The following is a 24,681-nucleotide window of genomic DNA, read 5'->3' as shown; positions in this document are numbered from 1 at the left end:
TCTGTGGGAGCGGCTTTAGCCGCGATTCCTGGAAACCTCGGCACTTGAAAATCGCGGCTAATCGGAATGCCGCCAAGCCGCGCCACAAAACCCGCAATTCAGCACCCATCGACGCCCTCTATCACCGCATCAGAACTAGCGATTAGACGCCGACCGACGGGCGGCCTAGGCTGTTCAAATAACGATCAACCGAACCTCGTGCAACTCGGTGACGACAATGAACAGCAAACGCCAGCCTCTTGCGGCGGCTTCCGCCTGCGATTCCTCCACCACGTCTGAACAAGCCAGCCAGGGCTACCGCTTTTACGAGCTGGAGCACGGCACTGCTGCGTCTGTGGAATTGGCAGAGGAAGTGGCGCTGGCCATTTCGTTCAACGGTATCAACCAGGCGGTGATGCTGGTGTCGCCCACTGATCTGGAAGACTTCGTTGTAGGGTTTAGCCTCGCCAACGGTATCGTTGAGTCGATTGACGAGATTTATGACGTCGTCCTCAGCGGCACCGGCTCTGCCCGTCAGGCCGATGTGCAAGTCAGCAGCCGCGCCTTCTGGGAACTCAAGCAGCAACGCCGCCAGCTCACCGGCACCAGCGGCTGCGGTTTGTGTGGCGTCGAGGCCGTTGAACAAGCGCTGCCATCGCTCAGTCCGTTAAAGCCTGCCCCCTTGCCGCCCGCTGCCTGGCTCATCGACTTACGCCAGCGCATCACTGTTTTCCAACCGCTGGGCCAGCACTGCGGCGCGGTGCACGCGGCGGTGTTTATGAACGGTCAGGGCGAGCTGCTGCTGGGCCGTGAAGACATCGGCCGGCATAACGCGTTGGACAAACTCATCGGCGCCCTCCTACGCCAACAGATTTCCACCGCCAGCGGCCTGGCCCTGGTGACCAGCCGTTGCAGCCTGGAACTCATTCAGAAAGTGCTGCGCGCCGGCATTACCACACTCGTTAGCCTTTCGGCACCCACCGGCCTGGCCGTGCAATGGGCACGTCGGCACCACCTTAATTTGATTCACCTGCCGCATAACAATGCGCCGCGGGTGTACAGCCCGGAGTTCGCGCAATGACCCATCAAGTCGACACCCACCCCACCCAGCGCTACAAGCCCTACAAAGGCGCCGCCGGCGGTTGGGGCGCGCTGAAAAGCGTGGCGCACTTCTGGCTGGACAGTGACAACGCGCTGAAAAACATCCGCACCCTGCTGAAAACCAACCAGCACGGTGGCTTCGATTGCCCCGGCTGCGCGTGGGGCGAGTCGGCGGAAAGCGGCATGGTCAAGTTCTGTGAGAACGGCGCCAAGGCGGTGAACTGGGAAGCCACCAAGCGCCGGGTTGATGCCGCGTTCTTTGCCAAACACAGCGTCACCACGCTGCGTGAGCAAAGCGATTACTGGCTCGAATACCAAGGCCGCCTGACCGAGCCGATGGTGTACGACCCGGCCAGCGATCACTACAAACCGATCGCCTGGGACGCCGCGTTCGAGCTCATCGCCCAGCACCTCAACAAGCTGGCCAGCCCCAATCAGGCCGAGTTCTACACCTCGGGCCGCGCCAGCAACGAGGCGGCGTTTCTGTATCAACTGTTCGTGCGCGCCTACGGCACCAACAACTTCCCCGACTGCTCGAACATGTGCCACGAAGCCAGTGGCGTAGCGCTGGGGCAAAGCGTCGGCGTCGGCAAGGGCACGGTGACCTTTGACGATTTCGAACATGCCGACGCCATTTTCGTCATCGGCCAAAACCCCGGCACCAACCACCCGCGCATGCTTGAACCGCTGCGCGAAGCGGTAAAACGCGGCGCCCAGGTGGTGTGTTTGAACCCGCTGAAAGAGCGCGGCCTGGAGCGTTTCCAGAATCCGCAACACGCTCTGGAAATGCTCAGCAACGGCGATCGCCCGACCAACACGGCGTTCTACCGGCCGGCCTTGGGTGGCGACATGGCGGCGCTGCGCGGCATGGCGAAATTTCTGCTCAAGTGGGAGCGCGAGGCGCAAGCCAAGGGCACTTCTACGGTGTTCGACCAAGCGTTCATCGCCCAGCACACCACGCAAGTTGAAGCGTATTTAGAGGCGGTCGAAGCCACCAGTTGGGAGCACATCATTGCCCAGTCCGGCTTGAGCAAAGCCGACATCAAGGCCATGGCGCACACCTATCGCCAGGCCGACCGCGTGATCATGTGCTGGGCCATGGGCATTACCCAGCATCGCCATTCGGTGCCGACCATTCAGGAAATCGCCAACCTGATGCTGCTGCGCGGCAACGTCGGCAAACCAGGCGCCGGCCTGTGTCCGGTGCGCGGTCACAGCAACGTGCAGGGCGACCGCACCATGGGCATCAATGATCGCCCGCCAGCGTTTTTCCTCGACGCCTTGGAGCGCCGCTTCGACTTCAAAGTGCCGCGAGAATTCGGCCACAACACCGTGGAAGCCATTCACGCCATGCTCGACGGCGACGCCAAGGTGTTTATCGGCCTGGGCGGCAACTTTGCCCAAGCCACACCCGACACGCCGCGCGCTCACCAGGCGCTGCAGAACTGCGACCTCACCGTGCAGATCAGCACCAAGCTCAACCGCAGCCACCTGACCATCGGCAAGCAGGCGCTGATTCTGCCGTGCCTGGGCCGTACCGATATCGACCAGCAAGCCGGCGGCCCGCAAGCGGTCACCGTGGAAGACTCCTTCAGCATGGTGCATGCCTCCAACGGCCAGTTGCAGCCGCTGAGTAAGCAAATGCGCTCGGAACCGGCCATCGTCGCCGGCATTGCCGCCGCCACGCTGGGCAACAAGCCAGTGAACTGGAACTGGCTGATCGAGGACTACGACCGCATCCGCGAGCTGATCGCCGACGTGGTGCCGGGCTTCCAAGGCTTCAACCAACGCGCCCGCGACCCAGGCGGTTTCTACTTGGGCAACGCTGCCGGTCAGCGGCGCTGGAACACGGCGTCTGGCCTGGCCGTGTTCAAGGCCAACCTGTTGCCGGAAGACCTGATTCACGAAGGTATTCGCGCCCGTGGCGAAGTGCCGGACCTGATCCTGCAAACCCTGCGCTCGCACGACCAGTACAACACCACTATTTACGGCCTCGACGACCGCTACCGTGGCGTCAAAGGTCAGCGCGACGTGGTGTTTGCCAACGAGGCGGACATCATTCGGCTGGGTTACAAACCGGGGCAGAAAGTCGACGTGCTCTCGCTATGGGGCGACGGCCGCGAGCGGCGCATCAGCGGCTTTACCTTGCTGGCCTTCGATATTCCCGCCGGCCAGGCCGCCGCCTATTACCCGGAGACTAATCCGCTGGTGCCGCTGGAGAGCGTCGGCGACGGCAGCTTTACGCCGACCTCGAAGTTCGTCGCCATCCGCCTGGAGCCGGCGCGCGATAACGGGCGGATTGTCTGACCGCTGCTATTGCGCTTTGGCGCTGGTAATCCACGGCTCGAAGCGCTTGCCGAAGGTCACGTCCACGCTGACCTTGTTGCGCTCTTCGGCCGCCCGGTCGTACGGATTCCAGGCACTGAACACCGTGCGCCAGCGACTCGGCACGCTGACTTCAGCCAGCTCGAAATACAGTGTGTAGTCGTCTGGCGTCGGCACACCGGCACTCCATTTGAAGCCTGCGCGCACGCTGGCGCGGGCCAGGCTGTAGCGACTGCGGTCCGGATAACGCTGGCGCAAGCTGTCGGCGTCCAGGCCGGCGTCGACCACATACAGCCGCGTGTTATTGGCCTTGAAGCGACTCAATTGGTAGTCGGCGTTGTCTAGCGCCTGTTTTGCCTCCGGGCTGTCTGGCGCAGCGGCAAACTGGATTTGCGCCTGTTTCAGCTCGGCTTCTGCGGCTGTCAGTTCGGTCTGGTATTGCTCGCCGTTCAGCTCCAGCACCACCAGCGCCTCGCGCTCCCAACGGTCGCGCCTGTACGTTTCGCCGTGCTCGCCGATCTCAAAACCCAGCTCGCGCAGTTTGTCGCGGTTTACCCAGCCGTCCGCCAGGCGTGCATCCAGCTGCAGCATCTGGCCAGCGGCGTCGTTGTTGTTCATCACGCTGTTGTAGGCCACCGACAACTCACGTTCCGACAAGCGCAACATGCTGTCTGGCTCGCCACTGCGGTTGTAATACACGCCGCCAAGCGCCACGGCGTTGCTCAGCAGAATCAGCCCGGCGCCGAGCCAGAAGGTTCGTTTCAACGGGCTCATAGCGCACCTCCGCGCGTTTTCACGCCGTAAAGTCGCAGCCGCTGCAACAGCACCAGCAGCAACACCGCAATCACGCCGATGGCGAGGAAGAACAGGTATTTGGGCAGCGTTTCCCACCACCAGTCGAACAGCTTGGTGTACAGAAACAGCACGCCAAACACCACGCTGGTGGTGCTCACCTCGCGCCAACCGGCGCGAATACCCAGCCATACGCCGAGTCCGGCGAGAACAAAGCCCAGGTATTGATACAGCGACTCCACCGCGCTGGCTTCCCACGGCAGGTAACTGCCCTCGCCCCAGAACGACAGCACCAGCACCGGCAGAAACACGAACAGCAGCGCAAACACGCGGTACAACGCGGCAAAGCCATGGAAGCGCGCGTGATTGATCGCCAGCGGCAAGCAGAACAGCACCAGCGCCGAGGGGAAGAAATTCTCTGGACGCCGCCCCACCGACAACCAATAGCCGCCGCCAAACGCGCCGACCCGCGCAGCGATATAACCGCCCACGCAGATCAGTCCCGCCGCCAGCAACAAGCGCAGGTTGCATTGATAGGCCAACAGGAACGCGAGCCCGGCCCAAGGGATCAGGGCTTTGTCTGAGGGTGTGATATTGAAAATCTGCCCGGCCAGGGACAGGTTCAGCACAAACGCCACGAAGCAGATCAGCGCCGCCAACTTGGTGTAATAGCCGCTACGGTCGTGGCCGTGCAGCCATACCGTGAGGGCAAAGGTGCCGAGCGTGGTGCCCAGCAACATGGCCACCTGTTGGCCTTCGCTGAACACGCCCCAGAACTGGTGGAAGAGGAAAAACAAACTGGCCGCCAGCGCCAACGCCCCGAACAGCGAGGCGACGCGCATGCCAAGCGACAGCTGACGCGAACGCTCGTCGGCATCGATATTCAGCGTGGCGGAGAAGTGGTTCAGCAACTGCCGATGGTGGTCATCGACTCGCTGGCGCTGTTCGGCGTCGAGGGTTAACACCTGCTCGGCGTGCAGCTGCTTGAGTTCCTGGCGAAACGCCTCGATCTGACCGAGCCGTTGCTGTGCCTGTTCGGCGTTCATGCCTGCTCCTTGGCGAGGGAAAGTGCAGGCGATTCTGGCAGAAAGGCGGGAAACGTAATACAGCTCCGGCCGTGAAGGCGTTGGCAGAAACTGTGGCGAAAGCCTTGGCTACAAGAGCACTCAGACTCAGCTGAAAATACAAAAGTTTCCGAGGGAAAACATATATTTATGAAACGTGACAAACCCCCTACCGCACGTCGTTTGCCGCTTGTTTGTGTACCCAAGCGCATACACGATCGGCGCGTCTTTCCTACATAGGCTCGTTCCTGCATGAAGTACTCGCGCATGTTCCTGTTGTCCCTTGGCTTGCTTGGCAGCCAGGCGTTTGCAGCCGAAGGCAATACCGAAGCCGGTATTGGCGGCGCATTGGGCGGTGTGTTGGGGTCGGTGGTGGGCGAACAGGTGGGCGGTTCCACCGGTGCCGCAATTGGTGCCGGCGTTGGCGGTGCAGCTGGCGGCGCAGTGGGCGCACGCAAAGGCAACAAGACCGAAGCAGCCATCGGCGGCGGTTTGGGCGCTGCCGGCGGTAGCGTGATCGGCAACAAAATTGGCGGCAGCACGGGCGGCATCGTCGGTGCCGGTTTGGGCGGCGCGGCAGGTGGCGCGCTGGGTAACAACTACGGCAGTGCCAGCCGCGCCGACGACGAACGTGAGAGCCACGGCAAGCGTCGTAATTATCGGCACGACAATGGCCATCACTACGGCCATAAAAAACACAAACATCGTCGTCACGACTGAATAAAAAAACCGCCCGGATGGGCGGTTTTTTTTCGAGGATTGCGGGGTGGCCCATCGCGGCTAAAGCCGCTCCCACAGTAACCGCCAACCTGTAGGAGCGGCTGGGCGGCACTCCGATTAGCCGCGATTCCTGCAAACGCCGAACCCAACCCTTACGACGTCACCACCAACTCACTCATCGCCTTGCGCAGCCCATCCGGAATACCCACCGGCCGGTTGGTCTCGCGATCGACAAACACATGCACAAAGCGCCCCGCCGCGCAGGCTTCCTGCTCGCCGGCCTTGAACACCGCCAGCTCGTACTGCACCGAACTGTTGCCCAGTTTCCCCACCCGCAAACCAATGTCGATGCGCTCGGGAAAGGCGATGGAGGCGAAGTAGTCGCAGGAGGAGCTGACCACAAAGCCCACCACCGGCCCGCTGTGAATATCCAGCCCGCCGACTTCGATCAAGTAGGTATTCACCGCGCTGTCGAAGAAGCTGTAGTAGGTCACGTTGTTCACATGACCATACACGTCGTTGTCGTGCCAGCGCGTGGTGATCGGCTGGAAGTGGGCGTAGTCGCTGCGCAAATGTTGGCGGTCGGTCATGGGTGTGCTCGGTTCAAGTGGATCAGTAGGCGGCTTGGTAGATCGCCAAGGCATCGGCTTCGGTAATTTCCCGAGGGTTATTCACCAGCAAACGCTGTTGCAGCATGGCGTCGCTGGCCAGTTGCGCGAGCATTTCCTGCGGCACACCGGCATCGCGCAGACGGCTTGGCAGGCCGTGACGCTCGTTTAGCGCCGACAGTTCGGTGATGAATTGCTCCGTCAGGCTCGCGGTATCGCCGGCTTGCAGCTTGTCACCCAGCAACAGCGGCGCCAGCTCGGCGTACAGCGCGCTGGCCGCCGAGGCGTTGAAGCGCAGCACGTGCGGCAGCACCAGCGCGTTGCTCAGGCCATGGGGAATGTGGAAGTGCCCACCCAGCGGATAGGCCAGCGCATGCACGGCCGCAACCGGTGCATTGGCAAACGCCTGACCCGCCAGTAACGCGCCGAGCAGCATCGCCTGGCGGGCGCTGCGGTTCTGGCCGTTCTGCACGGCTTCGTGCAGGTTGGCGGCGAGCAGGCGCAAGGCTTCGCGTGCGAGCAAATCGGAGAGCGGGTTTTTCTTCAGGGCGCTGGTGTACGACTCAATGGCGTGAACCATGGCGTCGATACCCGTGGCGGCGGTGACTGCGGGCGGCAGGCCGAGGGTGAGGTCGGCGTCCAACAGCGCCAGGTCGGGCAACAGCAGCGGCGAAACCACACCCATTTTGGTGGTTTCGCCGGTGGTGATAATGGCGATCTGAGTCACTTCGGAACCGGTGCCGGCGGTGGTCGGCACCTGAATCAGCGGCAAGCGCTGACCGCGTGCATTGCCCACGCCGTAGATATCTTTCAACGACTGACTGCACGCCGGGTGCGCCAGCAGCGCCACGAGCTTGGCAACGTCCATGGAGCTGCCGCCACCGAAGCCGATGATCAGTTCTGCGCCCAATTCACGCGCTTGCTGAGCGGCTTGCAGCACGATGGCTTCGGGCGGGTCGGCGACCACTTGGTCGAACACCGCCACGCTCAGGCCTTCGTCGGCAAAGCCCGGCAATACGTCGTTGAGCAAACCGAACTTGGTGATGCCCGGGTCAGTTACGACCAGCACCGAGTGGGCGCCGCGCTCGCGGCACAAGGCGGCCAGGCGGCGTGCCGAGCCAGATTCGCAGATGATCTGCGCGGTGGTGGCAAAGCTGAAAGGATGCATGGCGTTCTCCTTAGGTTAATGGCGCGCTCACGGTTGAACGGCAGCTGTCGGTGTGGCGCCGCCAGGCGATACGGAAGGCTGGCGGGCAAAGAAATTCCAGATGGCCTCGGGGCCGTTAAAGCCCTCGGTGTTGCGGCCCAGCAAGCGTGGGGCGCGGTACATGGGCTGCGGCACCAAATGCCCGCCGCCGGCCAGCGCGTAAAGCGCCACTTCGTGTTTACCCGCGGCTTGCCATTGTTGCAAACGCACTGAATCGCTCGGGTGCTGCTCCTGGGTGGCCTTGGCGGGGTAACCGCTCAAACCGGCGAAGTAGGCGGCGGTGTCGCCGGACGATCGCACCGTGCCGCGATTACCCAGACCAAACAGCGTGACCTTGCCACCGTTGAACGGGTTGATCGGGTCGTCGGTGCCGTTGATTACCAGCACCGACACCGGCTGCCCGCTGGTTTCACACGCAAGGTTATCGCCAGTGGGCAAGCTCGCCGCCACCGCCGCCACGCCCGCGAGCAGATTCGGTTGTTCCAGCGCAAAGCGGAAACCCAAGTGCCCGCCGCTGGAGTAACCGGTGAGAAACGTCCGCGAGCGGTCGATCTGGTGTTGCTGGGCGAAGCGTTGAATCAGCGCGGCGATAAAGCCTTTGTCGTCGATGTTCTGCTGGCGCGCGGCGTAGTCGGCGACCAGGCGGCAGTCGTTCCAGTTTTTTTCGAAACCTTGTGGATAGACCACCACGAAACCGTGGGCGTCGGCCAGGCGCTCGAATTCGTAGCCGGTGTACACGCGGATGTCGTCGCTGGTCTGCAACGAGCCGTGCAGCACGAATACCAGCGGTGCGTTGGCTTTCAGGTTTTTCGGAATGTAGTAGCTAAACTGGCGGTCCAGCGTGCCGACCTGGATGTGGTCGTGTTGCACGGTGGCGCTCAGGGCCGGCGGGTTGGGCCGGGGGGCGTAGGCGAAGTAGGCGTATAGGCAGGCCAACAGGCCTAGCAGCACGATGAGTACACGGAAGCGCTTTTTCAATCGGCACCCTCTTTTTTATTGTTATGGATGATCGACTGAAGATTCTGGATCCCCGCCTGCGCGGGGATGACGGTGGTGTTGGTTATTTCACCATCGTCCCCGCGAAGCGGGGAATTCAGAATCCAGAGCCGTACGCTTAGAACGCGAAATGCGCCTCCGGCAACGCCATCAGGCAATCCGCGCCGCCCAGTACCATCTCGCGGTGGCTGCTGACGCGCGGCAATACACGGCGCATGTAGAAGCGTGCGCTGTGCAGTTTGGCTTCGTAGAACTCGGCCTCGCCGGCGCCTGCGTCCAACGCATCTTGCGCGCGGGCAGCGGCTTGCAGCCACAGGCCAGCCAGCAACAGGTACGAGCTGTATTGCAGGAAGTCGACCGAGCAGGCGCCGATTTCTTGCGGGTCGCGGTTGCTGGCGGCGAGCACTTGTGCGGTCAGGTCGCGCCATTCGTGCAGACGCTCTTGCAGCGGTTGCACCAGGTCAGCGAGTTGGCTGCGGCTGGCTTGCGCGTCACACAGGGCGGCGAATTCGTCTTGCACGGCGTTCAGTTCCGCACCGCCGTCGCCCATCAGTTTGCGGCGAATGAAGTCCAGCGCCTGAATGCCGTTGGTGCCTTCGTAGATCTGCGTGATGCGGCTGTCGCGCATCAGTTGCTCCATGCCCCACTCGCGGATGTAGCCGTGGCCGCCGTAAATCTGCACGCCGAGGCTGGCCACTTCCTGGCCCATGTCGGTGAAGAACGATTTAACGATGGGAATCAGCAGCGCCACGCGCTTGCTGGCCACTTTGCGCTCGGCCGGATCGGGATGGCCGTGTTCCAGGTCGAGCTGGCGCGCGGTGTAGGCGGCGAGCATGCGGCTGCCTTCCACCAGGGTTTTCTGGGTCAGCAACATGCGGCGCACGTCGGGGTGCACGATGATCGGGTCGGCCGCTTTGTCCGGTGCCGCCGCGCCAGTAAGTGCACGCGATTGCAGACGCTCACGGGCGTAAGCCAGGGCGCCCTGGTAAGAGCGCTCGGCCACGCCGAGACCTTGTAGGCCGACCTGGAAACGGGCGTCGTTCATCATGGTGAACATGCACGCCAGGCCCTGATTGGCCGAGCCCACCAGCCAGCCTTTGGCGCCGTCGAAGTTCATCACGCAGGTGGCGGCGCCTTTGATGCCCATCTTGTGTTCGATGGCACCACAGCTCAGGGTGTTTTTCTCGCCCGGCGCGCCGTTGGATTTGGCGATGTATTTGGGCACCAAAAACAGGCTGATGCCTTTCACGCCCGCTGGCGCATCGGGCAGACGGGCGAGCACCAGATGGACAATGTTTTCCGACATGTCCTGCTCGCCACCACTGATGAAAATTTTGCTGCCGGTGATCGCGTAGCTGCCATCGGCCTGCGGCTCGGCCTTGGTGCGCAGCAGCGCGAGGTCGGTGCCGGCTTGCGGTTCGGTGAGGCACATGGTGCCGGTCCAGCTGCCGTTGACCATCTTGCCCAGGTAGGCACTTTTCAGTTCTTCGCTGCCGTGTTTGTACAGCGCCAGCACCGCGCCTTCGGTAAGGCCCGAGTACACGCGAAACGACAGGCTCGCGGCCATCAGCATTTCGTGGAAGCTGGCCGCCACCATTTGTGGAAAGCCCTGGCCGCCGTATTGGGTTGGGCCGGTCATGCTGGCCCAACCGTTGTCGACGTATTGCTGGTAAGCGTCGCGGAAACCGGTGGGCGTGGTGACCGCGCCGTTAATCAGGGTGACGCCTTCTTCGTCGCTGTTGCGGTTGAGCGGTGCGATCACTTCGCCGGTATAGCGCGCGGCTTCTTCCAGCACGCCATCGACCAGTTCGCGGTCCAGGCCGTTGTCGAGCAGTTCGCAGTGAGCGCCAACGTCGAACATTTCATGCAATACAAAGCGCATGTCGCGCAGGGGGGCTTGGTAGCTCATAGCGAACCCTCTTTAACATCGGAGAAACGTTTGCCGCTGGCGGCCAGTTTTTCGATCAGTGCGGCCGGCTGCCAGTGGTTGCCGTAGTGGTTTTGCAAGGCGTGCAGGCGAGCGAGTATGTCGTCCACGCCTTGGCTGTCGGCCCAGCTCATGGGGCCGCCTTTGTCTTGCGGGAAGCCGTAGCCGTTGAGGTAGACCAGGTCGACGTCATGGCTGTTGGCGGCGATGTTTTCTTCGAGAATTTTCGCGCCTTCGTTCACCAGCGCCAGCAGGCAGCGCTCGAGGATTTCTTCCTGGCCAATGGAGCGGCGCTTAAAGCCAAGCCCTTCGGACACCTGCAGCACCAGCGCGTCCACTTCCGGGTCGTGCTCGGCCTGGCGGCTGCCTTCGGCGTAGCGGTAGTAACCCATGCGCGACTTCTGCCCGAAGCGGCCCAGTTCGCACAGGTGGTTGTCCACTTGCACGGCCGGGTCATCCTGGCCCTTGCCTGCCAAGCCACGGGCGCGCCATTCCAGGTCGATGCCGACCACGTCGTACATGCGGAACGGGCCCATGGCGAAACCGAAGCCTTGCAGTGCGGCGTCCACTTGATGTGGGTACGCGCCTTCAAGCAACAACATGCGCGCTTCACGCACGTAGGTGGCGAGCATGCGGTTGCCGATAAAGCCGTCGCAGTTGCCGGCCACCACGCTGACCTTGCCGATGCGATTGCCGAGGTCGACGGCGGCATCGAGCACGGCCTTGGCGGTTTTCTCGCCACGCACAATTTCCAGCAATTTCATGATGTGCGCCGGGCTGAAGAAGTGCAGGCCCAGTACGTGGTCGGGGCGCTGGGTGACGGCGGCGATGGCGTCGATGTCGAGCGCCGAGGTGTTGCTCGCCAGAATCGCGCCCTGCTTAACGGTCTCGTCCAGGGTGCGGAAAATTTGCTGCTTGAGTTCGAGGTTTTCGTACACCGCTTCAATCACTAGATCGGCTTCGGCCAGCGCGGCGTAATCGCCAATGGGCGTGACGCATGCCAGGCGAGCGGCGGATTGTTCCTCGGTGATGCGACCAAGCTTGACGTTGTGCGCGTTGGTGTCGGCAACCACACCCATGGCCTGTTCGAGCATCTGCGCGTTGTTGTCCAGCCACAGCACGCGAATGCCGGCGTTGGCCAGGCTCATGACAATGCCACGGCCCATGGTGCCCGCGCCGATGACGGCGGCGCGCTGAATATCGTAGGTGCTCTGGGTCATTTTGGACTCCTTATTGTTCAGGTGCGGGCAGGTAGCGGGCGCCGCTCACGCAAATACAAAAACGCCCAACACCATAAGGAAAGCGCTACTATTTTTGAAATTTAGTCTTGTGATATTTGGCATTCACCCAATGAATATCTCCACCTTCGACCTCAACTTGCTGCGCGTGCTGGACGCGTTGCTGCGCGAATGCAATGTCTCCCGCGCGGCGGAACGTTTGTCCCTGAGCCAACCGGCGGTGAGTAATGCGCTCAATCGCCTGCGCGTACTGCTCGACGATCCGCTGCTGGTGCGCGTCGGTCGCGCCATGCAGCCAACGCCCCGGGCGCAGGCGCTGGCCGGTCCGATCCGGGCGGCGTTGCAGCAGATCGAACAGAGCCTGAGCGCCGGCGAAATTTTCGAGCCGGCGCGCAGCAAACAGCGGTTCAACATTGCCGTGACCGACTACGTCGAGCTGATTTGCATGCCGCGCCTGATCGAGCAGCTTAGTCGGCTGGCGCCGGGTATTCGTATCGAAATCCATCACCTGAGCCCGACCTTGCCCAGCGAGGCGCTGGACAAAGGCGAGCTGGACTTGGTGCTCGGCCGCTTCGAAGAGATTCCCCCGCGTTTCGCGCGCCGCCATTGGATGAGCGAAACGCTGCAACTGGCCGTGCGTACCGGGCACCCGCTTTTTGTCGATGAGGCACCGCTTGATCTAGAGCGCTTCCTGGCGCTGCGTCACCTCTGGGTACACGGCGGGCAAACGCGCGGCATGGTCGACCAGTGGCTGGGCGACCAGGGCCTGAACCGCACCATCACCTACACCACGCCGAACTATTTGCAGGCGGCGCATATCGTGGCGACAAGCGAGTTGGCGGCGGTGCTGCCCAGCCAACTGGCGCGACATTTCGCCGAGCTACTGCCGTTAACGCTATGGGACTTGCCCATGCCGCTGGGGCCGTTTCACCTCGAGGTCGTCCATCTCGGCCAGCGTCTGCGCGACCCGGCTCTGCAATGGCTGGTGGAGCAGATCATGCAAATTGGCAAGCCTGAGCACTAAATCGGCAACCGAAAGGGCGACGTTCGTCGGGTTCTCGCGCAGGTCATGGGTTGCGAGCAGCGTCGAGTCGACATCAACGGCTTTCCCCGGCCTTTTTCGACCGATCCGCTACAGGCCGCAAGCCGCGGGCGATCAAGCGCAGCGGCGCGCTGGCTGGATAAACGCCTGTCAGCGATACGGCGAAAAAGTTCTAGAACATCTGCTTTGGCGCCATATGCCACATCCGCCTAAAGGCACACGCCGGCCGCACTTACACTGACATTCCCAGGCCATGAAACCAGGGAGAACGTCATGCCCTTAGCCATCGACAGCGTGAACAACGCCTATTACACCAGCACACCGTTAGTGCGAAGTCCGTTCCAGACCACCCCAACCGATGGGGCGGCAGCCACCTCGCTGGCGGAGCGGTTGGCGGCAAACAACGAAGCCGCACTGGCCCGTCAGCAGGAACTGCAAGAGCAACGTGAGTTGCGGGCGCAGGAACAGCGGGAGCTGCAACAACAGCGTCAGGCTGAATTACGCGATGCCCGGCAGCAGCAGATCGAAGAGCTGCAAGACCAGTTAGCCCAGGCCCGACAGGCAGCCTTTGACGCATTGCAGGACGACATCAACAACCCTTTCTCGCCCGAAAATCTAGCGCGGCAGCAGTTAGAGGTGGATAACAATCCGCAGGCGTTTGGCCTTGATCCCAATCAGGTCACGACGCGGGTCGCGACGCAGGCGATTTCGGTTTATCAGGAAACGCAGAATGGGCCGGATCTGCTTAATCGTGGGCTGGTTGCGTAATGCCCATCAAGGCTAAAGCCTCTCCTACAGTGGCGGCGTTTTTGTAGGAAAGGCTTTAGCCTCGATGAATGCGCGCAGAAAAACATGGACCCTTTAGCGCAGCGCCCGGTCAATGGTTGTAGACCTACCTAAAGGAGTACCAACCATGAAAAAGTGGATCTTTGCTGCCTGCTGCTTGCTGACCCTTTCCGGCTGCGCCAGCGACTACATTATCAACACCACCGACGGCCAAATGATCAATGCTCAGGGCAAGCCGGAGCTGGATGAGGAAACCGGCCTGCTGGAATACGAAGATGCCGAAGGCAATTCGCAACAGATTCCGCAGACCCAAGTGCGTCAACTGATCGAGCGTTAATGCCGATTCGCTGAGCAAAAAAAACCGCCCCTGGAGGCGGTTTTTTTATGGCCGGCTTAGCGGCCGGTGCTCATCAATCTTTGCCAAGTGCGTCCTGCTTGGCGAGGAATTCTTCCTGCAACAACGCGTCGGGGTCTTCGCCGGTGTCTTCGTTGAGTTCGGTAGGCATGTGGCCGGTGGACACGGTTTTCGCGTCGAGGCGGCCCATCAAATGTTCGAGGGCGTGGCGCATTTTTTCGGCGGCGCCTTCAACGGCTAGGTCCAGCGATTCAGCTTTGTGCGTGACCGAAATGGGCTGATGGCCTTTTGGCCGAGCCTCGATCTGGCAGCGTTTGTCTTCGGAACCGGACTTGGCGCCGTTTTCATCGCTGAGGTGAATTTCCAACCGGGTGAGAAAGTCATCGTACCGTTCCAGCCGATCCGTTACCGCTGCGCCTACCCACTCCTGGAGACGGGCACTGCCTTGCATATCGTTACTGTTGACTTGAACTTGCATAGCTACCTCGTTTACGACGGTTGTAGGTATTGGAGGCCAGGTATACAGGCAAGGTTCAGGCAAAGCACTGATGTATGTCGCGCGGGATGTTTCTGATGGGCGCGGCGTTGGGTCCGTTGGGCTTCGCTTTGCTCAACCCAACGAATGCCCATAAAAAAACCGCCCGAAGGCGGTTTTTAAAACATCGGGCTCTTACAGCTGAGGACCGGCGTTTTTGATGGCGTCAGAAACGTCGAACTTCTTGAAGTTCTCGATGAACTGTTGCGCCAGACCTTTGGCCGCTTCGTCGTAAGCGTTGCCATCGCTCCAGGTGTTGCGTGGGTTCAGCAACTTGGTTTCAACGCCTGGTACCGACTTCGGTACGTTGAGGTTGATGATCGGCAGGTGTTCGGTTTCGGTGCCAATCAACGCGCCGCTTTGAATCGCTGCAATCACGCCACGGGTGGTGGGGATGTTGAAACGGTTACCCACGCCGTAGCCGCCGCCAGTCCAACCGGTGTTTACCAGGTAAACCTTGGAGCCGAAGCCACGGATGCGCTTGATCAGCAGCTCAGCGTATTCGCCAGCCGGACGCGGGAAGAACGGCGCGCCGAAGCAGGTGGAGAAGGTCGACTTGATGCCGCCGCCCGAGCCCATTTCAGTGGAACCGACCAGTGCGGTGTAGCCCGACAGGAAGTGATACGCCGCTTGCTCTTCGTTGAGGATCGACACCGGTGGCAGCACGCCAGTCAGGTCGCAGGTCAGGAAGATCACAGCGTTCGGCTCGCCGCCGAGGTTTTTCTCGGAGCGCTTGTCGACCAGTTCGATCGGGTAAGCAGCACGGCTGTTTTGAGTCAGGCTGTCGTCGGCGTAGTTCGGCAGACGGGTGACCGGGTCGAGAACAACGTTTTCCAGTACGGCGCCGAACTGAATGGCTTTCCAGATTACTGGCTCGTTCTTCTGCGACAGGTCGATGCACTTGGCGTAGCAGCCGCCTTCGATGTTGAACACGCTGCCAACGCCCCAGCCGTGTTCGTCGTCACCGATCAGGTAACGGCTTTCATCGGCCGACAGGGTGGTTTTACCGGTGCCCGACAGACCGAAGAACAAGGTCACGTCGCCTTCTTCGCCGATGTTGGCGGCGCAGTGCATTGGCAGCACGTCAACGGCCGGCAGCAGGAAGTTCTGCACGGAGAACATGGCTTTCTTCATTTCGCCGGCGTAGCGCATGCCAGCGATCAGCACTTTCTTGGCGGCGAAGTTGAGGATCACGCAACCGTCGGAGTTGGTGCCGTCACGCTCAGGTACGCATTCGAAGCCTGGAACGTTGAGCACTTGCCACTCGGTTTTGCTGCTCGGGTTGTAGGCAGCCGGTTCAATGAACAGGCAGCGGCCGAACAGGTTGTGCCAGGCGGTGGTGGTGGTCATTTTCACGGGCAGGTAGTGGGCTGGATCAGCGCCTACATGCACGTGCGAGACAAAACGGTCGGTCGCGCCAGCGAACGCTTCAACGCGCTCCCACAGGGCGTCGAACTTGTCAGCGGGGAACTTGCGGTTGATCGGGCCCCAGGCAATCGCGGAAGAGGTGCTGGGTTCGTCAACGATGAAACGGTCTACCGGCGAACGGCCTGTGCGGTGGCCAGTACGAACAACCAGCGAGCCGTTGGCGGCAAGTTCGCCTTCGCCACGACGGATGGCCTCTTCAACCAGTTGTGCGGCGGAAATGTCGGTATAAACGGCGTTATTGGCTTGCGTCATATGGGGTCCCCGTCGGCCTGAAGCCGAGCCTCCAAACGTTTTGTAGTAACGATCAAAAAACTACTACATCTAAAAAAGTGGCCGGATTATGCCAGAAAGCACAATTCAGGTGCAGCCTCTATCATTTCACTGGGCGTTAAACGCCCTGCATTATCAGTGCCGAGTATCGGAGGGGGATTTCACCCCACCACCGGCGAACAGTTGCGCCACATCTGCCGCATCGAACGCGTAACGCTCGTTGCAGAACTGGCAGTCAATGACGATGCTGCCGCCACTTTCCACCAGCAGTGCTTCAGCATCCGCCTCGCCCAGGCTGACCAGTGCGTTGGCTGAACGGTCCCGCGAGCAGCTGCATTTGAATTGCAGCGGTTGCGGGTCGAACAGGCGCAGGGTTTCCTCGTGGTAGAGACGGTGCAGCAAGGTCGGGTTGTCCAACCCCAGCTGCTCCTCGGCACTCAAGGTATCGGCAAGCACGGTGACGTGCTGCCAGCTGGCGGCGCGGTCTTCCGGATCGGTGAGGCGTTCGGCCGGCAGCTGCTGCAAAAGCAGGCCCCGGGCACGACGTCCATCAGCGTTGAGCCAGAAGCGAGTCGGCAGTTGCTCAGATGTCGCGAAGTAGTCAGACAGGCATTCCGACAAATTGATTCCGTCGAGACCAACAATCCCTTGATAACGCTGCCCTTTGCTGGGATCGACGATCAGGGTCAGCACGCCTTCGGGCATCAGCTCGCGCAAGCCGGCGTCGGCGGTAATCTGCTCTTCGTGGTAACGGGCAATGCCGCGCAGCTCGCGGTTGCTCGAGCATTCCACCATCAGCAACGGCACGGCGCCGGAGCTGCGCGCCTGCAATACCAGCAAGCCATCGAACTTCATGGTGCCAACCAGCAGCGCGGCCGCGGCCAGCAGCTCGCCGAGCAATTGCGCGACCGGTTCCGGGTAGGGGTGTTTGGCCAGCACGTGGGCGTAGCTCTCACCGAGGGACACCAGTTCGCCGCGCACATCGCTGTCGTCGAACATAAAGCGTTGGGAAAAATCAGACATAGCGGATTCGCAACCTTTGCCAGGGCCGGCGATTTTATGCGCAAAGCCCAACGGCGACCAAGCGCGTCTTCTCTATCAGGGGTGCGGGTCGTGTCTATGAGGCGCTGGCGCCAGATGGCGGTGAGCTACAGCCCGCGATCACCCCGGAACTGGAATAGCTGACGGCGCTGTTTTTTGCTTGGCCGGCCATCGGTTTCCACGCCGATATTGCCGGCTTTGCGCTGCGCGGCGGCTTCTTCGCGACGGGCGATGCTCTCAGGCGTCTCGCTGTATAAAAGCTGCGCTTCGGGTGCACCACGGCGCACGGCAGACAATGCCTGCACCACCACCGTGCGTTCGTCGAAGCCGATGCGGATTTGTATTTCATCGCCCACCTTCGGCTCTTTGCCGGGCTTGCAACGCTCGCCCCGGCAATGCACTTTGCCGCCTTCTATTGCTTCTTTGGCTTGCGCGCGGGTTTTAAAAAAACGCGCGGCCCACAGCCATTTATCCAGGCGTACTTTGTTGTCGTCGTCGCTGTCTTTCATGAATCGCCTTATGGTTTCGTGACGCCTTTACGGTAACCCGCATCGGCAGATGCGGTTGTCATACTGCCCGGCTAGAATCCGATCACCTTTTGGGGAATGCCGCCTTTGAAGACGTTCGACCAACTCACGGTAATCGGCCTGCGGGAATGGATTGCCTTGCCCGATCTTGGCGTGGCCGGCTTGCGCGCCAAGGTCGACACCGGCGCCAGCACGTCCAGCCTGCACGCCACCGACATTCTGCCATTTGAACGCGATGGTCAGCCCTGGGTTCGGTTTACCGCGCACCTGGGCACCTTGGTGCAGCTGCGTCACCGACGCTGCGAAGCGCCGCTTGTAGCAGTTAAAACCATTAAGAGCTCCAACGGTCAGACCCAAAGCCGTTACGTGATCCGCACCAGCTTGGCGCTGGGTGATCGCGTGTGGCAGGTGGAATTCACCCTGGCCTGTCGCAAGGCCATGCGCTATCGCTTGCTACTCGGTTCCAAAGCCTTGATTGACGGCCAACTGGTGGTCAATCCGGGCCTCAGTTACATCCAAGACAAACCGGCGTTCCCGGCCTCCTCTACTTCCACAGGTGCTGCATGAAGATCGCTGTGCTGTCGCGTAACCCGCGTCTGTATTCCACCCGACGCCTGGTTGAAGCCGGAGAGGCGCGCGGTCATGAAATGGTGGTGATCGACACCCTGCGCGCCTACATGAACATCGCCAGCCACAAGCCGCAGATTCACTACCGCGGCAAACCGCTGGAAGGCTTCGATGCGGTGATCCCGCGCATCGGCGCCTCGGTCACCTTTTATGGCTGCGCGGTGCTGCGCCAGTTTGAAATGATGGGCGTGTTCCCGCTTAACGAGTCGGTGGCCATCGCCCGCTCGCGGGACAAACTGCGCTCGCTGCAACTGCTCTCACGCCGAGGCATCGGCCTGCCGGTCACCGGTTTTGCCCACTCCCCCGACGACATTCCCGACCTGATCCGCATGGTCAACGGCGCGCCGCTGGTGATCAAAGTGCTCGAAGGCACGCAAGGCATCGGCGTGGTGCTGTGTGAAACCGAGAAGGCAGCAGAGTCGGTGATTGAGGCCTTTATGGGCCTGAAGCAAAACATCATGGTGCAGGAATATATAAAGGAAGCCGGCGGCGCCGATATTCGCTGTTTCGTGGTCGGCGACAAAGTGATCGCCTCGATGAAGCGTCAGGCCAAGCCCGGCGAATTCCGCTCCAACCTGCACCGTGGCGGCACGGCCAGCCTGATCAAAATCACCCCGGAAGAACGCATGACCGCCATCCGCGCCGCCAAGGTGATGGGGTTGTCAGTGGCGGGTGTAGATATTTTGCGTTCCAACCACGGGCCGTTGGTGATGGAAGTGAACTCCTCGCCGGGGCTGGAAGGCATCGAAGTAACCACCGGCAAAGACGTCGGCAGCATCATCATTCAGCACCTCGAAAATGGCGGGCCGAACATGGTCCGCACCAAAGGCAAGGGCTAGGCGACATAACCGTTTTGTGGGAGCGGCTTCAGCCGCGATGCGCTTGAAGCAACAGCATCGCGGCTGATCGATACGCCGCCCAGCCGTTCCTACAAAACCGCACGTTCCTTAAAACACATACGGCACGAACATCTTCGTGCGCTGCATGTACTCGCGATACGCCTGCCCAAAAAACTCGGTGCATTCGGCTTCATCGCGCCGGGCCGCCAGGTACAAAAACACGCTCGCGCCCAGCGCCAGCAGCACGGTGAGCACCGTCACCTGCTTGAAGCAGATGCCCCACGCCAACAGCAGCAGCGAACAAAACAGCGGATGGCGGATGAGCGCGTAAATGCCGCCGGTGACCAACTGCGACGTGCGCTCGAACGTGAACAGCTCTTCATCCGTGCGTTTTTCCGTACTCGGTCGGCCATCGCGGCGCAGCTGATACACGCCGAGCCCGAGCGTCCACAGCGATAAAAACAGCAGCACCCACGACACATCCTGGTTCCAGGAAAACCGGTCGACAAACCACACCGGCGCATTCAGCACCAGCAGCGCCAGCATCAACTCCCAGGCCCAGAAACGGTAAAACCCGTGTGACTGCGGATGGCGCATAGAGCGCCACGAAATGCCCACCAGCACGCCCGACCCCAGGGCGAACGCCAGCCATTGTTGCCACATATCCCTCTCCTTTTATCGTGCCCCGGCGCCACGCTTATCGCAGGCGCTGCGCCGCTTGCAGGCCCTCTGTTACACTGCCGGCCCACCAAATTTCGACTCCGGCAGGCAATGGATCGCACCGCACTGCACACGCTGCTGCCCCACCAGGGCAACGCCCTCTGGCTGGATTGCCTGCTCGCCCATGACGCTCAACGCATCCAGGGTTTGAGCGCATGGAAGTACCTGGCCGCGTTCGGTGCCGATGCTTCACCGTGCTTGTTATTCGAAGCCGCCGCCCAATTGTGCGGCGCGCATGGTGCCTTATACGGCGACGACAGTGCCATCGAAATGGCCTTGGTCGGCAAGCTCTCACACCTCCAGCTGCACCATGAACCCGGCGCTCGCGACGGCCAGCTGTTGGTCGAAGCCACTCAAGAAGCGCTCAGCCCGGGGGGCGCCCTTTACGGCTTTAGCATTCACGCCGACAACCACCTGCTTCTGGACGGCAAACTGCTGCTGGTGCTTGTTCGTGCTTGAACTGCGCTCCCTCAGTTATAGCTACCCCGGCGCCAGCCGTGCGGCGTTGTCGGGCATCGACCTGCAAGTGGAAGCGGGCCAATGCCTGGGCCTGCTGGGCAGCAACGGCGCGGGCAAAACCACCCTGCTCTCGCTGCTCAGTAACGTGCTTGCCACGCAGCAGGGCGAGATCATTTGGGAAGGCCCGCGCAGCCTGGCGCTGGTGCCGCAGCAGTTGGCGTTTTATGCGGGCCTGAAGGTCGGTGAAAACCTCCATCTGTTTGCCGACCTGTACCGCCTGCGCGGCAGTGAGCGTCGTGAGCGATTGGCGATGTGCGTGGAATGCACCGGTCTGGCCGACAAGCTCAATCGCCGCGCCGATAGCCTTTCCGGCGGCGAACAACGACGGTTGAACTTCGCCATCGGTTTGCTGCAACCGGCCCAGGTGTATCTGTTCGACGAAGCCACGGTTGGCGTCGATGCCCAGAGCCGGCAACTGCTCCTGGCCGCCGTGGAGCAACTGACCGCCAGCGGCAAAGCAGTGATCTACACCAGCCATTACCTGGAAGAAGTCGAGCGCGTGGCGCAGCGTATTTTGCTGCTGCACGAAGGCCAGGTGCGCCTGGACCTCGACACCTCCACCCTGCTTGGCGCCGACCACGGCCTGTTGGTGGAATGGCCGCAGCACGTTCCCGAAGGCTTCGGGGCGCTGCTGATCGCGCTGCACCTGCGCGCCGAAATGCAGCCCCACGGCGTGCGCATCGCGGCGTTGAATGCCGAGCAGTTTGCCGCCATCAGTCAGTTCATCAGCAGCCAGACTCCGCTGCCGTCGCTGATGCGTTTCGGCCGGCCTTCGCTGGAACAGTTGTACCTGCGGTTGAACGGGGGCCAGCTATGAGACTGCTCGCGCTGATCCGCAAAGAAGCACTGTTGCTGGCGCGCGACCCTCACGCATTGGCGGTGCTGTTTATCATGCCGGCGCTGTTTCTGCTGCTGATGGCCGGCGCGATGTCGAGCTACATGCAAGACCGCCTGCCGCCTCTACAGCTGAGCCTGAACGCCCCACAAGCCAGCGAGGCCAGCGCCTTCTTTCGCAGCGCTTTGCAGGCGCAATTGCCGGACAGCCAGATCGGCTCCGGCGCGGCGGCGGGCGTGGCGACCGTGCGGTTGGCCGGCGACTTTTCCGAAACGCTGTTGACCGCGCCTCATCAGGGGCCGAGCCTGAGCTTTCCGGCGCAGTTTGATCGGCTGTCGCGCCAGCGTTTGTACAGCGCCGTGAGCATCGCGCTGGCGCAAACCCGCCTGCTCGCCTACCTGCAAGACAGCGGCGCCATCGACCCGCAAATGAGCGCGGCCGAACGCCTGGCGCTGGTGCAGCAGCGCACGCAAAGCCAGATCGACGAGCAGCAGCAGTTAGCCAACGGCGACCTCAGCGCCCAGGCCAACGCCACGCAAATGAGCGTGCCGGCCTGGCTGATTTTCGGCATGTTCTTCGTCGTGCTGCCGATGGCCGGTGGCTTTCAGCGCGAACAACAAAGCGGCACGCTGCTGCGCTTGCGCTGTCTAGGCTTAAGCCTGAGCACACTGGTGCTGAGCAAGGTGCTGCCGTATATGGCGCTGAACCTGCTGCAGTTCGCGGCGCTGCTGGCATTGGGCGTTTATGGCTTGCCGCTGTTGGGGCTTGAACCACTGAGCTTGCCGGGCAATGGCTTGGCGTATGGCGTGCTCGCCCTGAGCATTGCGCTGACCACCAGTTGCCTGGGCCTGTTGTTGGCGGCGTTGGCCCGCAGTGCCGAACAAGCGCTGTTGCTGGGCGGCGGTATGAATATTTTGTTAGCGGCCATCGGCGGCATCATGGTGCCTAAAAGCGTCATGCCGGCGGCCATGGCCCAAGTGGCCAACGTTTCACCCATGAGCTGGGCGCTGGACGCCTTTCTCACGTTGCTGGTGGGCCATGGCTCACTGGCCGACATCGCGCCTTACTGCCTTCGCCTGCTGCTGCTTGCCGCAGTGCTGGGAACGGTGGGGCTGTATCTGTTCAAGCAGCGAGTGCAGCACACGCAATGGACCACACACTACTAGAACAACAGCTCAAGCAATTGCTGATCCGTGAATGCGACAAGGAAGACGATATCGACTGGCAAAGCATTGCCGACGATGAGCCGCTGTTCGGCCCCAAAAGCCGCATTCAAATGGACAGCCTTGATGCGCTGCAAGTGTCGCTTGCCCTGCAACAGCACTACGGCGTGCGCATTGAAGGGGCGAAAGACGGCCGGCGCATTCTTAACACCATCGCCACCATCGCCGCCTATATCAGGCAAGCGCAGTGACGCCGGTTTACCTGCAACGCGGCGCCCTGCAATGCGCGCTCGGCGACACCTTGGCCAGTGCCAGCCTGGCCCTGAGCCAAGGCGTGCACCCGCAGGGCCAGGCGTTTTTGCTGCACGAGTTGCAGCAACCGCGCACCTACCTGCACGTAGCCGGCAACGCCGAAGATTTCGACGCGCGCATGGATCGGTTGCTGAGCGAAACCCTCGGCCACGGCCATAGCGCGCTGGACGATTGCTTGCTGATCGTCGCCAGCACCAGCCTCGACATCACCGAACTGGAAGCGCAGGCCCGCGCCCAAGGCCACTTCCTGCCAGACAACTCCACCTCGCTCGACCGCGTCGCCGAGCAGCTGCGTGAGCGCTGGGGTTTTGCCGATGCCTTCACCCTCAACACCGCCTGCACCAGCGCGGCCAATGGCCTGCTGTACGGTGCTCGCTTGTTGTCAGGCGGGCAATTTTCCAGCGCCGTCGTCATCGCCTTTGAAACCCCAAGCGCGTTGGCCATGCAAGGCTTCGGCGCCCTCGACCTGCTCAGCCCCAGCGGCGACTACCGCCCGTTTCATCCGCAACGCGACGGCCTGGTGCTCGGCGAAACCTACGCCGCCGCCCTGCTCGCTTTACAGCCTGGCGACGCACCGCTGGCTCGTTTGCTCGGCGGTTTCAGCGCCTGCGACACCACCAGCCTGACCACCACCCGCGAAGACGGCAGCCACATCGACTGGGTGATGCAGCAAGCCTTGCGCAGCGCCCATCGCCGCGCCAGCGAGGTGGCCCTGGTGAAACTGCACGGCACCGCCACCCAAGCCAACGACCACGCCGAAGGCAACGGCATGCTCAGCCTGTATGGCGAAAACATGCCGGCGCTGTGCGTGCTCAAACCGTGGCTCGGCCACACCCTCGGCGCCTGCGGCGTGAGCGAAACCCTGCTGCTGATGCATGCGCTGCAACACGCGGCATTGCCCGGTCTGGACTACGCCGACGCGGCGAGCCTGCCCCTGAGCGGCGAGCCGATTGCCTTGGCGGAAGACGCCCTTGTGCTGGCCAATTTCTTTGGCTTCGGCGGCAACAACGCCACCCTTGTCATGCAGTGCTGCGCCGCTGGAGAACCGCAATGAACGTAATTGCAGCCAGTGAAATTCGCGGCTCGTCGGGCGTCAGTGACAAAGACCTGAAAGCCGCGCTGAGCCAATGGCTAAGCACCCCGCCACGACGCATCGACCGCCTGATCTTCCAGGCCCTGCTGGCGGCCGCCGCGATCAAGCAACACGTGCGCCGCGACTGCGGCTTATACCTGGCCTCCCGCCACCCGGCGCGCCCGACCATGATCGCGCTGCTGGAAGCGGTCTGCGCCCATCACAAACAGCCCAAACCCTTCGAGTTCGTTAACAGCGTGAGCAACGCCGCCGGCTTTCACGTGGCGCAGCAACTGGGGCTGGACGGACCCAACCTGTTTATCGGCGCCGGGCGGCGCGTGTGGTCACAATTGCTCGGGCTGGCGCGCACCGATCTGGCCGATGGCGTGGTTAGCCAAGCGCTGCTGATTGTGGTGGACGAACAGGAGGGGTTTTGTGTGCAGGGGGTGTTGGTCGAAGGGGATGGCGTGGCGGCTGGCGGGTTTGATGAGTTGGTGAGTGGGATTGCGGTGGAGCGGCTGGATTTGAACGTAACGCTTTAAACCGCTGCCCTCTCCCCAACCCTCTCCCGCAGGCTGAAGTGCGCCCCAAAAGTTGGACGGTACTGGTTAAGCCATGGCGGCCTTTGCTCTGTAAGCAACAGGGCTGAGGCC

Annotated in this window: 26 protein-coding genes; 14 read left to right on the top strand and 12 right to left on the bottom strand. The window is 61.8% G+C overall.

All coding sequences use genetic code 11. The annotated features are described in order from the left end of the window. Positions 1 to 217: 217 nt before the first annotated feature. Both fdhD and AC0IW7_RS20670 read left to right on the top strand, forming a co-directional pair. Positions 218 to 1,060 carry a formate dehydrogenase accessory sulfurtransferase FdhD gene (fdhD, locus tag AC0IW7_RS20675; RefSeq protein ID WP_471820501.1) on the top strand — a complete coding sequence of 281 codons (843 nt, stop codon included), beginning with the start codon at positions 218 to 220 and terminating at the stop codon, positions 1,058 to 1,060. Next, positions 1,057 to 3,387: an FdhF/YdeP family oxidoreductase gene (locus AC0IW7_RS20670; RefSeq protein ID WP_471820499.1), complete on the top strand. Its 2,331-nt coding sequence runs from the start codon at positions 1,057 to 1,059 to the stop codon at positions 3,385 to 3,387. The genes fdhD and AC0IW7_RS20670 overlap by 4 nt, the downstream gene beginning before the upstream one ends. A 6-nt stretch (positions 3,388 to 3,393) precedes the next feature. On the opposite strand, the gene AC0IW7_RS20665 is transcribed toward AC0IW7_RS20670, so the two are convergent. Both AC0IW7_RS20665 and AC0IW7_RS20660 read right to left on the bottom strand, forming a co-directional pair. Continuing rightward, a complete protein-coding gene (locus AC0IW7_RS20665) occupies positions 3,394 to 4,179 on the bottom strand; it encodes a DUF4824 family protein (RefSeq protein WP_463384609.1) in 786 nt (261 codons plus the stop codon). After that, a complete protein-coding gene (locus AC0IW7_RS20660; protein WP_471820497.1) occupies positions 4,176 to 5,243 on the bottom strand; it encodes a DUF2157 domain-containing protein in 1,068 nt (355 codons plus the stop codon). The genes AC0IW7_RS20665 and AC0IW7_RS20660 overlap by 4 nt, the downstream gene beginning before the upstream one ends. 270 nt (positions 5,244 to 5,513) lie before the next feature. On the opposite strand from AC0IW7_RS20660, the gene AC0IW7_RS20655 reads away from it, so the two are divergent. Further along, complete coding sequence (locus tag AC0IW7_RS20655; RefSeq protein WP_471820495.1) at positions 5,514 to 5,981, top strand: glycine zipper domain-containing protein; 468 nt, start codon at positions 5,514 to 5,516, stop codon at positions 5,979 to 5,981. Between the two features lie 152 nt (positions 5,982 to 6,133). On the opposite strand, the gene AC0IW7_RS20650 is transcribed toward AC0IW7_RS20655, so the two are convergent. From AC0IW7_RS20650 to AC0IW7_RS20630, 5 genes are all read right to left on the bottom strand, one after another. After that, entirely contained in the window at positions 6,134 to 6,571 is a 438-nt protein-coding gene (locus tag AC0IW7_RS20650; RefSeq protein WP_471820493.1) for an acyl-CoA thioesterase, read from the bottom strand. Between the two features lie 22 nt (positions 6,572 to 6,593). Further along, entirely contained in the window at positions 6,594 to 7,757 is a 1,164-nt protein-coding gene (locus AC0IW7_RS20645) for an iron-containing alcohol dehydrogenase (RefSeq protein WP_471820492.1), read from the bottom strand. A gap of 27 nt (positions 7,758 to 7,784) precedes the next feature. Next, a complete protein-coding gene (locus AC0IW7_RS20640; RefSeq protein WP_471820491.1) occupies positions 7,785 to 8,774 on the bottom strand; it encodes a CE1 family esterase in 990 nt (329 codons plus the stop codon). A 136-nt stretch (positions 8,775 to 8,910) separates the two neighbouring features. Further along, complete coding sequence (locus tag AC0IW7_RS20635; RefSeq protein WP_471820490.1) at positions 8,911 to 10,701, bottom strand: acyl-CoA dehydrogenase C-terminal domain-containing protein; 1,791 nt, start codon at positions 10,699 to 10,701, stop codon at positions 8,911 to 8,913. Beyond that, complete coding sequence (locus tag AC0IW7_RS20630) at positions 10,698 to 11,939, bottom strand: 3-hydroxyacyl-CoA dehydrogenase (RefSeq protein WP_471820488.1); 1,242 nt, start codon at positions 11,937 to 11,939, stop codon at positions 10,698 to 10,700. The genes AC0IW7_RS20635 and AC0IW7_RS20630 overlap by 4 nt, the downstream gene beginning before the upstream one ends. A 130-nt stretch (positions 11,940 to 12,069) precedes the next feature. Here AC0IW7_RS20630 and AC0IW7_RS20625 point away from each other — a divergent pair, with 130 nt between their 5' ends. The 3 genes from AC0IW7_RS20625 to AC0IW7_RS20615 all read left to right on the top strand — a co-directional run bounded on the left by AC0IW7_RS20625 (position 12,070) and on the right by AC0IW7_RS20615 (position 14,122). Next, entirely contained in the window at positions 12,070 to 12,981 is a 912-nt protein-coding gene (locus tag AC0IW7_RS20625; protein WP_471820486.1) for a LysR family transcriptional regulator, read from the top strand. A gap of 291 nt (positions 12,982 to 13,272) precedes the next feature. After that, positions 13,273 to 13,767 (top strand): hypothetical protein, encoded by a 495-nt coding sequence (locus AC0IW7_RS20620; RefSeq protein ID WP_471820484.1) that lies wholly within the window; start codon positions 13,273 to 13,275, stop codon positions 13,765 to 13,767. Between the two features lie 145 nt (positions 13,768 to 13,912). Continuing rightward, positions 13,913 to 14,122 (top strand): YgdI/YgdR family lipoprotein, encoded by a 210-nt coding sequence (locus AC0IW7_RS20615; RefSeq protein WP_122453887.1) that lies wholly within the window; start codon positions 13,913 to 13,915, stop codon positions 14,120 to 14,122. A gap of 73 nt (positions 14,123 to 14,195) precedes the next feature. Here the strand turns inward: AC0IW7_RS20615 and AC0IW7_RS20610 are convergent, their stop codons facing one another. The 4 genes from AC0IW7_RS20610 to AC0IW7_RS20595 all read right to left on the bottom strand — a co-directional run bounded on the left by AC0IW7_RS20610 (position 14,196) and on the right by AC0IW7_RS20595 (position 17,923). Further along, on the bottom strand, positions 14,196 to 14,618 hold the full coding sequence (locus tag AC0IW7_RS20610; protein ID WP_463540943.1) for an HPF/RaiA family ribosome-associated protein: 423 nt from the start codon (positions 14,616 to 14,618) through the stop codon (positions 14,196 to 14,198). 192 nt (positions 14,619 to 14,810) lie between these two features. Beyond that, complete coding sequence (locus AC0IW7_RS20605; protein ID WP_471820482.1) at positions 14,811 to 16,355, bottom strand: phosphoenolpyruvate carboxykinase; 1,545 nt, start codon at positions 16,353 to 16,355, stop codon at positions 14,811 to 14,813. A 153-nt stretch (positions 16,356 to 16,508) separates the two neighbouring features. Beyond that, positions 16,509 to 17,396 (bottom strand): Hsp33 family molecular chaperone HslO, encoded by an 888-nt coding sequence (hslO, locus tag AC0IW7_RS20600; protein ID WP_122454127.1) that lies wholly within the window; start codon positions 17,394 to 17,396, stop codon positions 16,509 to 16,511. 125 nt (positions 17,397 to 17,521) lie between these two features. Beyond that, the gene (locus AC0IW7_RS20595; RefSeq protein ID WP_471820480.1) at positions 17,522 to 17,923 is read right to left on the bottom strand and encodes an RNA-binding S4 domain-containing protein; all 402 of its coding nucleotides are present in this window, start codon (positions 17,921 to 17,923) and stop codon (positions 17,522 to 17,524) included. 105 nt (positions 17,924 to 18,028) lie between these two features. Between AC0IW7_RS20595 and rimB the strand changes: the two genes are divergently transcribed. Together rimB and rimK are read left to right on the top strand one after the other, a co-directional pair. Beyond that, positions 18,029 to 18,508: a retropepsin-like aspartic endopeptidase RimB gene (gene rimB / locus AC0IW7_RS20590; RefSeq protein ID WP_122454126.1), complete on the top strand. Its 480-nt coding sequence runs from the start codon at positions 18,029 to 18,031 to the stop codon at positions 18,506 to 18,508. Next, on the top strand, positions 18,505 to 19,407 hold the full coding sequence (gene rimK, locus AC0IW7_RS20585; protein WP_122493507.1) for a 30S ribosomal protein S6--L-glutamate ligase: 903 nt from the start codon (positions 18,505 to 18,507) through the stop codon (positions 19,405 to 19,407). The genes rimB and rimK overlap by 4 nt, the downstream gene beginning before the upstream one ends. A 108-nt stretch (positions 19,408 to 19,515) precedes the next feature. Here rimK and AC0IW7_RS20580 read toward each other — a convergent pair whose 3' ends face one another. After that, positions 19,516 to 20,070 carry a methyltransferase family protein gene (locus AC0IW7_RS20580; RefSeq protein WP_122493508.1) on the bottom strand — a complete coding sequence of 185 codons (555 nt, stop codon included), beginning with the start codon at positions 20,068 to 20,070 and terminating at the stop codon, positions 19,516 to 19,518. Between the two features lie 108 nt (positions 20,071 to 20,178). On the opposite strand from AC0IW7_RS20580, the gene AC0IW7_RS20575 reads away from it, so the two are divergent. From AC0IW7_RS20575 to AC0IW7_RS20550, 6 genes are read left to right on the top strand one after another with little or no spacing between them, the layout of a single operon-like run. Beyond that, positions 20,179 to 20,586, top strand: a complete 408-nt coding sequence (locus AC0IW7_RS20575) for a beta-hydroxyacyl-ACP dehydratase (RefSeq protein WP_471820478.1) — start codon at positions 20,179 to 20,181, stop codon at positions 20,584 to 20,586. After that, positions 20,579 to 21,463 carry an ABC transporter ATP-binding protein gene (locus AC0IW7_RS20570; protein WP_471820477.1) on the top strand — a complete coding sequence of 295 codons (885 nt, stop codon included), beginning with the start codon at positions 20,579 to 20,581 and terminating at the stop codon, positions 21,461 to 21,463. Before AC0IW7_RS20575 ends, AC0IW7_RS20570 begins: the two co-directional genes overlap by 8 nt. Next, positions 21,460 to 22,647 carry an ABC transporter permease gene (locus tag AC0IW7_RS20565; RefSeq protein WP_471820475.1) on the top strand — a complete coding sequence of 396 codons (1,188 nt, stop codon included), beginning with the start codon at positions 21,460 to 21,462 and terminating at the stop codon, positions 22,645 to 22,647. The genes AC0IW7_RS20570 and AC0IW7_RS20565 overlap by 4 nt, the downstream gene beginning before the upstream one ends. Beyond that, positions 22,629 to 22,895, top strand: coding sequence for an acyl carrier protein (locus AC0IW7_RS20560; protein WP_122453878.1), 267 nt, complete (start codon positions 22,629 to 22,631; stop codon positions 22,893 to 22,895). Before AC0IW7_RS20565 ends, AC0IW7_RS20560 begins: the two co-directional genes overlap by 19 nt. After that, positions 22,892 to 24,010 (top strand): beta-ketoacyl synthase N-terminal-like domain-containing protein, encoded by a 1,119-nt coding sequence (locus AC0IW7_RS20555; protein ID WP_471820474.1) that lies wholly within the window; start codon positions 22,892 to 22,894, stop codon positions 24,008 to 24,010. Before AC0IW7_RS20560 ends, AC0IW7_RS20555 begins: the two co-directional genes overlap by 4 nt. Beyond that, a complete protein-coding gene (locus tag AC0IW7_RS20550; RefSeq protein WP_471820472.1) occupies positions 24,007 to 24,570 on the top strand; it encodes a hypothetical protein in 564 nt (187 codons plus the stop codon). The genes AC0IW7_RS20555 and AC0IW7_RS20550 overlap by 4 nt, the downstream gene beginning before the upstream one ends. Positions 24,571 to 24,681: the final 111 nt, after the last annotated feature.

The sequence above is a fragment of the Pseudomonas sp. AC229 genome (assembly GCF_979254655.1).
The sequence above is the reverse complement of the archived record's forward strand: the minus strand, read 5'-3'. Positions and strand labels throughout refer to the sequence as shown.

Bases quoted from the DNA above. Each gene is read 5' to 3' on its own strand.
- AC0IW7_RS20620 (WP_471820484.1), top strand. From the start codon at position 13,273: ATGCCCTTAGCCATCGACAGCGTGAACAACGCCTATTACACCAGCACA.
- AC0IW7_RS20660 (WP_471820497.1), bottom strand. From the start codon at position 5,243: ATGAACGCCGAACAGGCACAGCAACGGCTCGGTCAGATCGAGGCGTTT.
- rimK (WP_122493507.1), top strand. From the start codon at position 18,505: ATGAAGATCGCTGTGCTGTCGCGTAACCCGCGTCTGTATTCCACCCGA.
- AC0IW7_RS20635 (WP_471820490.1), bottom strand. From the start codon at position 10,701: ATGAGCTACCAAGCCCCCCTGCGCGACATGCGCTTTGTATTGCATGAA.
- AC0IW7_RS20565 (WP_471820475.1), top strand. From the start codon at position 21,460: ATGAGACTGCTCGCGCTGATCCGCAAAGAAGCACTGTTGCTGGCGCGC.
- AC0IW7_RS20575 (WP_471820478.1), top strand. From the start codon at position 20,179: ATGGATCGCACCGCACTGCACACGCTGCTGCCCCACCAGGGCAACGCC.
- AC0IW7_RS20630 (WP_471820488.1), bottom strand. From the start codon at position 11,939: ATGACCCAGAGCACCTACGATATTCAGCGCGCCGCCGTCATCGGCGCG.
- AC0IW7_RS20670 (WP_471820499.1), top strand. From the start codon at position 1,057: ATGACCCATCAAGTCGACACCCACCCCACCCAGCGCTACAAGCCCTAC.
- AC0IW7_RS20615 (WP_122453887.1), top strand. From the start codon at position 13,913: ATGAAAAAGTGGATCTTTGCTGCCTGCTGCTTGCTGACCCTTTCCGGC.
- AC0IW7_RS20645 (WP_471820492.1), bottom strand. From the start codon at position 7,757: ATGCATCCTTTCAGCTTTGCCACCACCGCGCAGATCATCTGCGAATCT.
- AC0IW7_RS20580 (WP_122493508.1), bottom strand. From the start codon at position 20,070: ATGTGGCAACAATGGCTGGCGTTCGCCCTGGGGTCGGGCGTGCTGGTG.
- AC0IW7_RS20665 (WP_463384609.1), bottom strand. From the start codon at position 4,179: ATGAGCCCGTTGAAACGAACCTTCTGGCTCGGCGCCGGGCTGATTCTG.
- AC0IW7_RS20610 (WP_463540943.1), bottom strand. From the start codon at position 14,618: ATGCAAGTTCAAGTCAACAGTAACGATATGCAAGGCAGTGCCCGTCTC.
- fdhD (WP_471820501.1), top strand. From the start codon at position 218: ATGAACAGCAAACGCCAGCCTCTTGCGGCGGCTTCCGCCTGCGATTCC.
- AC0IW7_RS20650 (WP_471820493.1), bottom strand. From the start codon at position 6,571: ATGACCGACCGCCAACATTTGCGCAGCGACTACGCCCACTTCCAGCCG.
- AC0IW7_RS20560 (WP_122453878.1), top strand. From the start codon at position 22,629: ATGGACCACACACTACTAGAACAACAGCTCAAGCAATTGCTGATCCGT.
- AC0IW7_RS20550 (WP_471820472.1), top strand. From the start codon at position 24,007: ATGAACGTAATTGCAGCCAGTGAAATTCGCGGCTCGTCGGGCGTCAGT.
- AC0IW7_RS20595 (WP_471820480.1), bottom strand. From the start codon at position 17,923: ATGAAAGACAGCGACGACGACAACAAAGTACGCCTGGATAAATGGCTG.
- hslO (WP_122454127.1), bottom strand. From the start codon at position 17,396: ATGTCTGATTTTTCCCAACGCTTTATGTTCGACGACAGCGATGTGCGC.
- AC0IW7_RS20625 (WP_471820486.1), top strand. From the start codon at position 12,070: ATGAATATCTCCACCTTCGACCTCAACTTGCTGCGCGTGCTGGACGCG.
- AC0IW7_RS20605 (WP_471820482.1), bottom strand. From the start codon at position 16,355: ATGACGCAAGCCAATAACGCCGTTTATACCGACATTTCCGCCGCACAA.
- AC0IW7_RS20655 (WP_471820495.1), top strand. From the start codon at position 5,514: ATGAAGTACTCGCGCATGTTCCTGTTGTCCCTTGGCTTGCTTGGCAGC.